The 13,877-nt window shown below is 42.9% G+C and carries 7 protein-coding genes; 4 read left to right on the top strand and 3 right to left on the bottom strand.

Annotated features, from left to right (window positions below; translation table 11 throughout):
• Positions 1-16: 16 nt before the first annotated feature.
• From iadA to A7968_RS04270, 3 genes are all read right to left on the bottom strand, one after another.
• Positions 17-1,183, bottom strand: a complete 1,167-nt coding sequence (gene iadA, locus A7968_RS04280) for a beta-aspartyl-peptidase (RefSeq protein ID WP_064665313.1) — start codon at positions 1,181-1,183, stop codon at positions 17-19.
• 12 nt (positions 1,184-1,195) lie between these two features.
• Positions 1,196-2,602 carry a putative basic amino acid antiporter YfcC gene (gene yfcC / locus A7968_RS04275; RefSeq protein ID WP_064665312.1) on the bottom strand — a complete coding sequence of 469 codons (1,407 nt, stop codon included), beginning with the start codon at positions 2,600-2,602 and terminating at the stop codon, positions 1,196-1,198.
• Between the two features lie 142 nt (positions 2,603-2,744).
• Positions 2,745-5,672: a TonB-dependent receptor domain-containing protein gene (locus tag A7968_RS04270; protein WP_064665311.1), complete on the bottom strand. Its 2,928-nt coding sequence runs from the start codon at positions 5,670-5,672 to the stop codon at positions 2,745-2,747.
• A gap of 445 nt (positions 5,673-6,117) precedes the next feature.
• Here A7968_RS04270 and A7968_RS04265 point away from each other — a divergent pair, with 445 nt between their 5' ends.
• The 4 genes from A7968_RS04265 to A7968_RS04250 all read left to right on the top strand — a co-directional run bounded on the left by A7968_RS04265 (position 6,118) and on the right by A7968_RS04250 (position 13,818).
• The gene (locus tag A7968_RS04265) at positions 6,118-7,818 is read left to right on the top strand and encodes a cyanophycinase (protein WP_064665310.1); all 1,701 of its coding nucleotides are present in this window, start codon (positions 6,118-6,120) and stop codon (positions 7,816-7,818) included.
• A gap of 289 nt (positions 7,819-8,107) precedes the next feature.
• Positions 8,108-9,265 carry an efflux RND transporter periplasmic adaptor subunit gene (locus A7968_RS04260; protein ID WP_064665309.1) on the top strand — a complete coding sequence of 386 codons (1,158 nt, stop codon included), beginning with the start codon at positions 8,108-8,110 and terminating at the stop codon, positions 9,263-9,265.
• Positions 9,266-9,277: 12 nt separating this feature from the next.
• A complete protein-coding gene (locus A7968_RS04255; RefSeq protein ID WP_064665308.1) occupies positions 9,278-12,409 on the top strand; it encodes an efflux RND transporter permease subunit in 3,132 nt (1,043 codons plus the stop codon).
• On the top strand, positions 12,409-13,818 hold the full coding sequence (locus A7968_RS04250) for an efflux transporter outer membrane subunit (protein ID WP_064665307.1): 1,410 nt from the start codon (positions 12,409-12,411) through the stop codon (positions 13,816-13,818). The genes A7968_RS04255 and A7968_RS04250 overlap by 1 nt, the downstream gene beginning before the upstream one ends.
• Positions 13,819-13,877: the final 59 nt, after the last annotated feature.

The raw sequence follows: 13,877 nt of genomic DNA, 5'->3' as shown, positions 1-13,877 counted from the left end.
TTCACTGCTTAATTAGTTATTCAAATGGGCCTTTAACAATCGCTTCGCCTTGCTCGACCATGAGCTTGCCGTTACTCCAAACATGTTTTGTCGAAAGGGTTTTTTCATCCAGCAAAACTAAGTCGGCATCACCTTGAATACGAATAGTGCCTTTGTTAAGCCCAAGTACTTGCGCAGGGTTTGAGGTAATAGCCATGAGCGCATGTTCAATACTGACGCCGTATTCATGCACTGCTTGCATGAACGACGTGTGCAGTGATGCTTCTTTACCAACTTCAAGGCCTAATAAGTTAAATGAATCGTCAAAAATAGGTAAGCTTGCATGACCGTCTGAGCTCATTGTAAGTTTAGTGGCATCTACGCCATGCTCTAAACAATAAGCAAGGGCGCTCGCTGCAGCATATTCACCATGAGCTAAATCATACTCAGTGGTACTGGTAGTAAAATCAATGCTGCCACCGGCTTTGCAAAAGTCTATACCCGCATCAAGTAATGCTTTATTGCGATTCATATGCGTAGGATAGAACTGAGATAGCGCTATATCAGTACTGTTTCCAACCTCATGAAGAATGGTTAAGTGGCTATCAATTGGGCCGACATGAATGCTAATAATGCCTTTTTTACCACTTAACATACCGGCCACTTTAGCTTCAGCAGCAAGCTCAGCCAGTTGTTGTACTGTCGGCTGACTACTGCGGTGATCCGAAATGGCAACTTCACCCACGCCAATAAATTCTTCAATATACATGATGTCATTGGTCACACTGCCAGTCAGTGTTTTAGCTGGTAAATGATATGAGCCGGTATGGCAAAATACATTTAACCCTAGCTCTTTCAAGCCTTTTGCTTTGGCGACTAAATTAGTGAGTGTACGGCTGCTAGAATCTGTGCCAAGTGCTGCAACTACGCAAGTGATGCCATGTAATGTCGCATCGGTTAAGTTCATTTCTGGGGTGCGACTCGCAAAGCTGGCTTCGCCACCGCCGCCGGTTATATGCACCAAAGAATCTACAAAACCGGGCGTTAAAATATAACCTGTAGCGTCAATTTGCTTTACATTGATATTACTATCGAGCTTTATGTGCGGCTGAAAATCAATTACTTTTGTGCCAGCAATTAGTACATCCATTTTGCCTAGAGGGCTTGGGGTATAAAGGCTTGCCCCACGAATTAGTGTTAACATATTAACGTCTTTTTATTGATAGTTAATGAAGTAAGCAAGAAAAATAAAGCCGCTTGCTAATGTAAATAGTGCCAAGGTGAAGCGCCAAATGAAAGCCGCCCACTCACTCCAGTCAAGTTTTACAATACCTAAACAGCCGATCAAACTTGCTGAGGTAGGGATCAGTATATTCGTAAGGCCATCGCCTAACTGAAATGCAAGAACAACTATTTGCCTAGATACATTGAGTAAATCACCAAGCGGCGACATTAAAGGCATGGTGATAGCTGCTTGACCAGATCCCGATGACACAAAAAAGTTAAATATACTTTGAAATAGTAACATACCCCATGCTGCGACAAAGTCAGGCACTGCGGCGATGCTACTTGCACTGTGATAAAGCAAAGTATTAAGTGTAGAAGGCGAGTTTAAGTCGCTGCCACCTAAAAGCAGCACTACACCTTTTGCCAGTGCAACCAACATAGCCGCAGGTAATAACTCTTGCGCACCGTGCTTAAAGGCATCGGCACTCTCATTGGCGCTTTGTTTGTTAAATATACTGGCAATAAATGCGCTGACTAAGCCTATACAAAAAAACTGTGCAGCCAGCTCTGGAATATAATATTGGCGCGCCATCACACCCCATACAACCCAAGCAATACCTGATATAAAGGTGAATAAAATTAATTTATCGGCAATGTCTAACGCAGGCTGAGTATTTGCTGGTATTTGCTCGGTTTTATTCTGCCTTATTGAACTGGCATAACGCACAGTAAACACTAAGCCAAATAGCGTGAATACGCACCAAGCAGCCATTCTAAAACCTGCGCCAGAAAATACCGGAATTTCAGCAATAGATTGCGCGATGGCAATACTAAACGGGTTCATCCATGAGGTCGCAAAGCCTATTTGTGTGGCAACATACGTAGTTAAAACCGTTACTTTGGCATCATAGCCGAGCTGTTTCATGATCGGTAGCAAGACAATACAAAAAGCAATCGCTTCTTCGCCCATGCCAAATACTGCGCCACCTAATGAAAATAACACAAATAATAATGGTAGAAACAGCCATTCAATTCGTTGTGTTTTATTAATAAGCGCCATAATACCGTTATTAATTGCGCCTGTTTTCATGATGATCCCAAAGGCACCGCCGGTGATTAATATAAACGCCATAACACCGATGGTTGCGCCGTACTTGTCACCCGAGACTAAACCTTCAAACAACACATTTGCCAGACCAATTTCACCGCCTTCAGCAAACAGCGGCGTTTGCTTGCTTACAGTTACAGTTTGGTATTGAGAAAGCTCAACATTATGGCTATCTTTTGCTGCGTTAAATACCCCAGGGGTAATAAATAAAGTTGCCAGATAGGCAATGAGTGCCACAGATAACAAGATGATACTTGCATCAGGCATGGAGAATTGTTTATTTTTCATAATTTCACTTTCAACTAAGGAAGGCACTGCTTAAAAAGTAAGTCACGCATCCGAGGATTCTAACACGAAGTTAATGAAAATAAGTGACTGAGCAGATCAACTGCAAAGCCACTTAGTGCAATTTGGACGGTGTTGTTAACCTTTAAAAACGATAGCTGACACTTAGCGTGTAGCGAGCGCCATAGGCGTTGTGGTTTATTGAGTCAAAACCACGGCTTGAACCATAAAGTTTTGGTGGCTCTTTATCAAAAATGTTATCTATACGTGCTCGTAAAGTGAGTGCTTTATTGACGTAGTAACCCGCTGATAAATCCCACACAAGCCAATCGTCAACTTGATGCTTACCTTGTGAGTCAAGTTCACCTAAACTCTCCAGTTCAGCAATTTCACGGCCTCTAAGGCCTTCTATGTCATCTTCATAGCTGCTGGTATAGTTTGCGCCAAGGTTTAGGTAGTAGCTTTGTGCTTCCCAATCGATTGACATACGAGCGATGTTTTCAGGGTAGCGATACGTACCAACTAACTTTTCAATTGCATCAGACCCTGGTTTATTACGTTCAAACTCAAGGTAGTGAGTGCCGTCAAAAGCGAAGGTTAAATCGCCGCCAGATAACGCAAAGCGATGGTCAAATTTAATATCGAGCCCCGCTAACGTTTGTGTGCCGGTATTTTCAAGTGGAATGACATGATCGCGGAATAATGGAAGAAATAATTCATCATCGCGAGGATTGAATGCAGTAATATAGTTATCCAAAATTTCATTTAAATTAGCGCCATCTTGCTCGATATTTAAACCACTCTCGTCGCTGATATCACATAACTCTTCATCATAAGAGATACCTTGTTGACCTTCTGGGACAATACCGCAATGGCGCAGTGATGCATCAGTAATGGCGCGATCGAGTACTGCAGTCATGTTGGTATCAATCACTTCTTCGTGATCAAACTGCCAATAATCAACGGTCAAGTTAGTTTCAACGCTTGGGCTCCACGCAAAACCAACACTAATAGCTTCAGACTCTTCTGCTTTAAGGTTTTTATTACCAAGCTCGAGTGAGTTAACGCTTACCTCAGTACCTTGACCCGCACAGTATAGATCTGAAACCGTTTGGTTAGCACCACAATCGAAAGTGGATTGAGTGGTTCTTAATTTAACACCGGCTTGGGTAAGTGAAGGAGCACGAAATGACGTAGACCATGAGCCACGAACAACTAACGAGTCAGTAGGGCGATAGCTTAGGCCAATTTTCGGATTAAATGTACCGCCAAAGTCATCATAATGATCGTAACGCCCTGCTGCCTGTAGCTCCACTTGATCTGTCAATGAGACACTTATTTCTGCGAACGCCGCATATTGAGTGCGATCAGCCGCTGATAAGCTCGAACCAAAACCAAATACATCCACTAAGTAATCGTTTTCAGGGCGTGCTTGCGAGTCAAGTGAAGGAATGTCCGTTAATTCTTCACGGCGTGCTTCAACACCAAATGATGCATAAGCGGGTAAATCATTAAAGGTGAACAGCTCACCGTTAAAGTTTGCATCCCAGCCATATACAGTGCTTTCGCCACTGCGTGTTGGGCGTGCCTGTGCAGTTGCTAAAACCGCATCATTAGCTGCATCGCCTTGTATAAATGGGTTATAAAATGGCAGTAAATCCCCTGATGCACAGTTAAGGTTGGTGCCGTCATAGTTTGCAAGGGTGCCGTCTGAACATAGCTCACCGGTAATGGCAGCATGAAATTGATAACGGTTATAAACACCATCAATGGCTTCTTGCTCTGAGCTTGAACGAGAGAAGGTCACGCCCGATTCCCAGCCCCAATCGCCAATATCGCCAGCAAGGCTACTTACTAAACGAAAGTTTTTAGTTTCTACTTCCACAGTACGCGGGGCATTAAAGCGGGCATCAAAGCCAAAGCCGTATACTTCACGGCCAGCTTGCGTATCAAATGGGTCAATATACAATTGATCCATCAAGTCATTAGTGCCGTCTTCATTATCATAAATAAATAAGGCATCTTCTAAAATAAACGGACCATCATCGTCATTAATTTGGTTAATTGGCGAGGGGGATGAGTATGCTTTAGACTTTGTTTGGCTATAGAAGAAGTCAGTGTGCCAATCAAGTTCACCTACACTGCTATTAAACATAAAGCCGGTTGATAAACTTTCAAATGGTGTATCCAAATAATCATCTTGATTAGGGTAATAGGCACATATTTGCTCACCAAATTCAGTAGTGACTAGTTCCGTTTTACAGTTTGGTGAAGCTAGTTCGTTGCCGTCACGACTACTGAAATAATAAATATTTGGCGAATTTTCAAGCTTAGGTAAATACGAATAGCCATTGACCAAAGATGGTGATGCTGTGTAATCACGATCGGTTGCTTTGAATGCGTTACGGTCAAAAATATCAGCAAATACAGTTAAGTTACTATCACCAATATTTGTTCCATAAACTAGGTTTAGCTGTTTTTTGCTTTCATCATGGCTGTTGAAGCTATCTGAAAAAGAGGTATTTATTTCTGCACCTTCAAAGTCATCTTTTAAAATATAGTTGATCACACCCGCCACGGCATCAGCACCATAAACGGCCGAAGCACCGGTAGCTAAAATATCAATGCGCTCGATTGCGGCCAGTGGAATTGAGTTTACATCAACAAAGTTTTCAGTCCCTGCTGCAAATGAGCTAGGTGCAACGCGGCGTCCATTTATTAACGTAAGTGTCGCTGATGGGCCCATGCCACGTAGGCTTGCGGCAGATTGTCCGGCTGGTGTTGAGGTGGAAGTACCACCGCTTTCTGAGGTGGAAAAGGTGCCGCTTCCCCCTTTAAAGACAGATAAATCCTTTAACAGTTCGTGAATAGTATTAGCACCAGAGCGCTTGATGGCGTCTTGATCTAATACGGTTAGTGGTATGGTTCCTTCAAGATCGACGCCTTTTAAACGTGATCCCGTTACTTCTACTCGTTCAATGTTTTCAGATTCAACATTTTCTTGTGCATACACAGAAGTGACAGGGCAAAGCGATGCGCTTATTGCCGCTGCAATAGTTAATTGACGAAACATGTTAATTTACCTTTTGTCTTATTCAAGAGTCGAAACGTGCTTTAAATACAGCCGCTTGCTCATTTTTTTATTATGATTTTTCCAACCGAATAGAGGCAAAATTAAAAGCAGCCGCAAAGAGCTGCAAAACTAATGTTAATTTAGTCTTTATTTGCTTTAAATTTGATTGGTATCAGACAGGGCAGTGATGTTTAGACACAGTTAGCCCCTCACGAGAATGTGAGGTGTGGCTACTCGTCAAACCACTCCGAAAGGTAGTGGGGAGAGTAGAAATATGTACAAAGCGATGTTGCGTTTTTAAACATAATTCCAATCCAAAAGGGTTTTGACAAAGCCCGCACTTGGGTGCTAGCTTACTCGCGATTTAAAAGTTCCTTATTTTTATAGCAAGCATAAAGGTTCACTGCAAGCTATTTCTTATCATTTTTTACATGAGTATAACATTATGGAAAACGTTCAAGGGCGATGTGTTGTCGGTAAATTTACAGGGCTTTTAGCTTCATTTTTAGTGTTTTTGTCGTCATATTCGGCGCATATAAATGCAAGTGAAACGCAGCAAACGTTAGTGTTAATCGGTGGTGCATTAACGACGTGTTCAAGTATGAGTAGTCAAAACTGCGAAAATAAAACACAGCTCGAAGGTAAAAAAAGTAACCGTTATCACCTAACTGATGACGCGTTAAATAAAATAAAGTCACAATGGGTCAATAATAATATTGATAATCGCAATAAAGTTTTGCAGCTTTTAGCAACTGTAGCAGTTCAACATCCGAGTCAAATAGATAAAAGTACCTTATTGTGGACATGGCGAGATTTAGATAATGGGTTATTAAATAAATTAACGGATCAAGAATATAATTTTGTAATAGATACGCTAGAAGTACCAGTTATCGATGCTAATAATAAACGCATAAAAGAAGCTGTAAATACTAAGATGAACACAGTGCACGCAGCCAATGATATTTTAGATTTTGTTTCAGCAACAGCGAAAGTAAATGTTGAGCAACCTATTTTATTGGCGATAACCGCATCAAGTCGCGATCCCTATGAATCGGCTGATTTTTATGAGGGATTACTGAGTTTTGATGGTATTGAAACACATTGGCTAGCACTTACCCCAGCACTTGCTCAGGCTATTACTGCGGGGCGCTGCGAGGATTTAGGAAGTATTCGTGAACAATCTATGCAGTTATTTAATCGTCAGCAGATTTACCCAGATCGCACCGATGCAGAGCAAGCATTGTGTGAGCAAGGGGTTGATAATCTTGTTAAAACGATTAACTCAGCGACAGGGATCATGCTTAATGGGGGAGATCAAAGTTTAACCCGTAAAGTGTTATATGACGAGAGCGGTAAAGCATACCCTTGGACGCAGGCTATCCGCACTCGGTCACTACTAGTAGGAACAAGTGCCGGTACGGCAATTCAAAGTGGTGGTAAAAATCAAGCTGGTAATGTGGCGATGATCACCAATGGCACTAGTTTATCAGCATTGCGTGAGGGGGCACATGCGGTGTCAGCACCGAGTGAGCGTTGTGGTGATGAGTGTAAAAAAGGTTTAACGGCAGATTCGCTGACTTATCAAGCTAATGGTGGCTTAGCTAGTTTTGATATGGGAATTTTAGATACCCACTTTAGTGAACGCGATCGTACCGCTCGTTTAGCAACATTACTTAAGGCTACAAAACAGCAGCATGGCTTTGGTATCGATGAAACAACCGCCTTGGTGGTGATTAACTCGGCGAAAACGCAGTTGATGACAGTTATAGGCAAAAATGGTGTGGTTTATTTGCATAACGTGCCAAATGAAGCGACTTTTCGCTATTCATACTGGCCAGCCGGTGCTGTGATTGATATTACAGCAACAGGTTTTAAGCTTAATCAACGCACTCTCGATAACGTGTTGCCGGCAATAAAAATGCCGCCTTTGCCGATGCAGCGTTTTAGCAATATTTTAACGGATGCGAAGTTACGCTCATTAACTCAAGCTATGTGTTTAAGTCAAGATAAAACGGCGGTAGGCCAACAAGATGAGTTTTTAGTGACGCTTAACGCAAGTGAAAGTACTCAATATTATCGCTTGAATCCAACGAGTAATGGCTGTGCGGTTGCCCAGCTTAACGTGAGTATTACGACAATTCCGTAGGCTTTTTAGATAAGCTGCTTACACGCTAAGCAGCTTATTGCAAAAGTGATTATGTTATTTGCTTTTAATAGCAGTTTCTGCCCTCATTGATGATCTTTATCTACTTCGTTTAAGTGCATTTTACTCGCTTTTTCAGCCCATCTGTTGCTCTGACTTCTCCCCCTTAGTCAAGCCTTTTTACAGCTCTTTACATACCCTTACATCTTTTAAAAATAATTCTCAATTAGCATTGGAAAATGCAATAAATTAATTTAGAATGATCGTTCATTCTAAATTAAGGGTAGTTAACATGCAGCGTTCTCGCGTCGTTCTTTTTACTGTTACCGCTTTGGCAAGTGCAGTTGCTTTATCCGGTTGCGATCAAACTCAGCAGGCGAGTGCGCCGGCTCAACAACCATCTCCAGTTGGCGTCATTACCTTAAAAAGCCAACCATTAACGCTCACTAAAGAGCTTCCTGGTCGTGTCACTGCATCGCAAGTGGCCGAAATTCGCCCGCAGGTGAATGGTATTGTGCAAACTCGCTTGTTTACTGAAGGCGCTGAAGTTAAAAAAGGTCAGGCTTTGTATCAAATAGATCCTTCGACATTTGAAGCGCAAGTTGCGACCAGTAAAGCGGCGATCACTAAAGCACAAGCAAGCATTGCTAATGCTAAAGCAAAGTCAGAGCGTTATTCAGAGCTGCTAGAAATAAAAGCAGTAAGCCAGCAAGATTATGACGAAGCAGATGCTAATTATAAAGGTGCTCAAGCGGACTTATTAACTGCGCAAGCGCAGTTGAAAACGGCGCAAATTAATCTTAATTACAGTAAAGTTTTGTCGCCTATTAGCGGTCAAATTGGTAAATCTAATGTCACGGCTGGTGCCTTGGTTAGTGCGAACCAAGCAACGACATTAGCAACTGTCACCCAGCTTGATCCTATCTATGTTGACTTAACTCAATCGAGCAGTGAATTAACACGGTTGAAAAAAGCGATAGCCAACGGTGAGCTTGATAAAGACTTAGCAATCCATTCAGAAGTTGAACTAAAAATGGAAGATGGCTCAGTGTATCAACACAAAGGTACTTTACAGTTTTCTGAAGTGACAGTTGACCCAAGCACAGGCTCAGTAACGTTACGTGCTGAATTTCCAAATCCAGAAAAACTATTGCTGCCAGGCATGTATGTGAGAGCGGTGATTGTGGAAGGCGTAAAAACTAACGCGATTTTAGCACCACAACGTGGTGTTAGCCGTAACACCAAAGGCGAGCCTACGGCGATGGTGGTGAGTAAAGAAAACACTGTTGAAGCACGGGTATTAAAAACTGACCGCACAGTCGGTTCTAATTGGTTAGTGACAAGTGGCTTAAATGATGGCGATCAATTGATTGTTGAAGGCTTACAAAAAATAGCCCCTGGCGCACCTGTTAATGCCGTGCCAGCCGAAACCGCAGCTAAAACTCAATAACGGAGTATTTTAATGTCACGATTTTTTATCGACAGGCCTATTTTTGCATGGGTACTGGCCATAGTGGTTATGTTGGCAGGTATACTGGCGATCAAAGGGCTACCCATTGCTCAGTATCCTGCGATTGCGCCGCCAGCAATTAGTATTCAAGCAAACTATCCTGGTGCGTCTGCACGCACACTAGAAGATACAGTAACGCAAGTTATTGAACAAAAGATGAAAGGCTTAGATGGCTTGTTGTACATGTCATCAACCTCTGAATCAAACGGCTCAGCTTCATTAACGCTGACGTTTGATGCCGATACCGACCCTGATATTGCACAAGTGCAAGTACAAAATAAACTCGCCTTAGCTACGCCATTGTTGCCGCAAGAAGTGCAGCGTCAAGGTGTATCGGTGGCCAAATCTGCCCGTAACTTTTTAATGGTGGTGGGTTTTGTATCTGAAGATGGCAGCATGAATAACATCGACATTGGTGATTATGTTGCTTCCAATGTGCAGGATATTGTCTCGCGGGTAAATGGGGTAGGTGAAGTACAGCTGTTTGGCTCGCAGTATGCGATGCGTATCTGGCTTGACCCTAATATGCTGCAAAAATATAAACTGACTCCTGCTGATATTAGTGCATCAATCAGTGCGCAAAATGCGCAAGTATCTGCAGGGCAACTAGGCGCTCTTCCGGCTATTTCTGGTCAGCAGCTTAATGCCACAGTGACGGCGCAAAGCCGATTACAAACCCCTGAACAGTTCAGAGATATTTTTGTAAAAACCAACCCCGATGGCTCCGTTGTACGTTTAGGCGATGTTGCTAAAGTTGAACTCGGTGGTGAAAACTACGGTGTTGTGGCACGTTTTAATGGCAAGCCAGCCTCAGGCTTAGGGGTCAAACTGGCCAGTGGCGCAAACGCACTCGATACTGCTGCAGGTGTAAAAGCCGCATTAGCGGAACTAGAACCGTTTTTTCCTGAAGGCTTAGCAAGTGTTGTACCTTACGATACTACGCCATTCGTTTCTTTATCGATTGAAAAAGTAGTCAGTACATTAATTGAAGCGGTTGTGCTGGTGTTTTTAGTTATGTATCTGTTTTTACAGAACTTTAGAGCAACATTAATTCCGACCATTGCAGTGCCGGTGGTCTTGCTTGGTACGTTTGCTGTGCTGCAAGTATTGGGCTATTCAATTAATACCTTAACTATGTTTGCCATGGTATTAGCTATCGGCTTATTAGTGGATGACGCCATCGTTGTGGTTGAAAACGTTGAGCGGGTGATGACCGAAGAAAAGCTGTCACCGCTTGAAGCAACCCGCAAATCAATGGATGAGATCAAAGGTGCGTTGGTCGGTATTGCGATGGTGCTATCTGCGGTATTTGTGCCAATGGCGTTTTTTGCAGGCTCCACAGGGGTTATTTATCGTCAGTTCTCAGTGACCTTAGTAACAGCGATGAGTTTATCTGTGTTAGTGGCACTTATTTTAACACCGGCGCTGTGTGCAACCATGTTAAAGCCAAGTCACGTACATAATAACAAATCATTGTTTGGTCGTTTCTTTATCGGCTTTAACCGTGGTTTTGATAAAACTAATAATGGTGCACAGAGCTTTGTTGGTCGCATGATCAAACACAGTAAACGTTATTTATTGTGCTATGGCTTAATTGTTGGTGGCATGATTTTTATCTTCTCACAATTGCCTTCTGCATTTTTACCAGACGAAGACCAAGGTATCTTATTTAACCAAGTAAGTTTACCAGCCGGTGCGACAACGGAGCAGACATTAAAAGTTGTAGAGAAAATGGAAAAGCATTTCCTCGAAGATCAATCAGAAGCGGTACGCTCAGTATTTAGTGTTACGGGCTTTAGTTTTGCTGGGTCGGGTCAAAATGCGGCGATTGGCTTTGTAGGCTTGAAACATTGGGATGAACGCCAACGTGATGATTTATCAGTCGGTGCCGTTGCAGGAAAAGCAATGGGTTACTTCTCAACGATTAAAGAAGCCTTTGTATTTGCCTTCCCACCACCTGCGGTAGTAGAACTAGGTACTGCTAATGGTTTTACCCTATTTTTACAAGACAGGGTGGGACTCGGTCACGATAAACTATTAGAAGCGCGTAATATGTTGCTTGGTATGGCCGCACAAAGCCCTGTACTTGCAGGTGTGCGTCCTAATGGTCAAGAGGACAAACCAGAGCTTGAGTTGGATATTGATTTAGCAAAAGCAGAAGCGTTGGGCCTGAAACAAAGTGATATCAATAATACCTTGTCTACAGCGTGGGGTAGTAGCTATGTAAATGACTTTATTGACCGTGGTCGAGTGAAGAAAGTTTACCTGCAAGGCACGCCTGAATCACGTATGGCACCTGAGGACTTAGACAAATGGTACGTACGTAACAGCAGTGGTGAAATGGTGCCATTTACTGCGTTTGCTCAGTCATATTGGACTTATGGCTCGCCTCGTCTTGAGCGTTATAACGGTTTTTCAGCGATGGAAATTCAAGGCTCAGCAGCGCCTGGTTACAGTACCGGACAAGCCATGGATGAAATGGAAAAACTGGTTAAACAATTACCGCCAGGTATTGCCTTTGAGTGGACAGGTATTTCATACGAAGAGCGTTTAAGCGGCGGTCAGGCTCCATTGCTATACGCATTGTCGTTGTTAGTGGTGTTTTTATGTTTAGCGGCGCTTTATGAAAGTTGGTCTGTTCCGGCTGCGGTTATGATGATTGTACCTTTAGGTGTATTTGGTGCGGCGATGGCAGCCTTTGTCGCTAATTTATCGAATGATATTTACCTACAAGTGGGCTTATTAACGACCATAGGGCTTGCATCTAAAAATGCTATTTTGATTGTGGAATTTGCGATCCACAAAATGGATGAAGGTATGGGCTTAGTGGAAGCTGCAATTGCTGCAGTACGGTTACGACTGCGTCCTATCATGATGACATCTATGGCGTTTATTTGCGGCGTATTACCACTGGCTATTGCCTCAAGTGCCGGTTCTGGTGCGCAAAATGCGCTGGGTATCTCAGTCATTGGTGGCACACTCGCATCATCAATTATTGTGGTGGTGTTTGTACCATTATTTTTTGTATTGGTAAGACGTGTGTTCCCTGGTAAACATGCGCAAGCTAAGCAGGAGCAGGTGTAATGAAATTAAAAACGCTGAGTTTAGCAACGTTAAGTGTATTGGTGTTAAGTGCTTGCCAAATGGCGCCTGAGCTTGAGGACATCCAATTACCAGTACCAGATAGTTATGCAGTGCAGGGCGAGCAAGGCAATATTGCTGATTTAAACTGGCAGCAGTTTTTTGCCAATGAAAAACTGCAACGCTTAATTGAATTAACGCTGCAACATAATAAAGACATTAAACTGGCTGCACTTAATGTGCAGCAAGTGCGTGCCCTTTATCAAATTGAGGATTCTGCGTTATACCCTGCAATTGATTTTTCAGCATCGGGCAATCGTCAGCGCTTACCTGCTGATCTATCATCCACGGGTAATGCACAAATTACCGAAAGTTACTCTGCAACCGTTGGTATGACAGCGTATGAGCTGGATTTATGGGGTAAAATTCGTAATCAATCTGATCAAGCACTGCAAACCTTGTATGCCTCAGAGCAAGCACAAACCAGTGTGAAAATTAGTTTAATTTCGGAGTTGGTAAATGCATGGCTCAATTATGCTGCGGATAAAGAGCAACTAGCCCTGGCAATGGAAACGCTTGAGAGTCAGCAACAATCTCTAACGCTCACCGAAAAAACCTATGCATTAGGGGCGGCGTCAAAGCTAACCCTTGCGCAAATTCAAAGTACGGTGGCGACCGCGAAAGTAGACATTGCCAATTATCAGCGCTTATTAAAGCGTGATAAAAATGCTTTGGATCTATTAGTCGGTCAATCGGTGACGACACAATTACTGCCTGTTGAGAGTTTAGATGAAGTATTAAACTTTCCAACAGTGCCGGTTGGCTTGCCGTCAGAATTACTTGAACAACGCCCTGATATTAAAGCCGCTGAATTTAAACTACTTGCGGCGAATGCCAATATTGGCGTGGCTAAGGCGGCATTTTTTCCAAGCATCAGTTTAACGGCTAATGCAGGAAGCGCCTCGAGTGAACTTGATAATTTGTTTTCCGGCGGTACGGGCACATGGAGTTTTATTCCATCGATTAACTTGCCTATTTTTAATATGGGTCGAAATCAAGCTAATTTAGATGTCGCACAAACGCAGCAACAAATAGCACTGACCACTTATGAACAAACCATCCAACAAGCGTTTAAAGAAGTGTCTGATGCATTGGTGGATCGCCAAGGCTATATGGAGCAGCTAAAAGCACTTGAAGAGTTATATAGTAGTAACCAAACATCTTTTAAGCTCTCGGAAGCGCGTTTTGATAAAGGTGCTGATAGCTATTTACAAGTCCTAGATGCACAACGTAACTGGGTGAGTGCAGGGCAGCAGTTGATCCGTGGTAAGCAAGCCTATATTGCCAGTCAAATTAATTTGTATAAAGCGGTTGGTGGTGGTTGGCAGCGACCTGCGCAGCACAGTGAATAACGGTTAAAGCTTGCCGTTAGCTATTTTATCGCTAGTTTATAAAGTTCTTTGTTGTAACG

Origin of the sequence: Pseudoalteromonas prydzensis, from assembly GCF_001661495.1 — a bacterium.
Taxonomy (GTDB): Bacteria; Pseudomonadota; Gammaproteobacteria; order Enterobacterales; family Alteromonadaceae; genus Pseudoalteromonas; species Pseudoalteromonas prydzensis.
The sequence above is the reverse complement of the archived record's forward strand: the minus strand, read 5'-3'. Positions and strand labels throughout refer to the sequence as shown.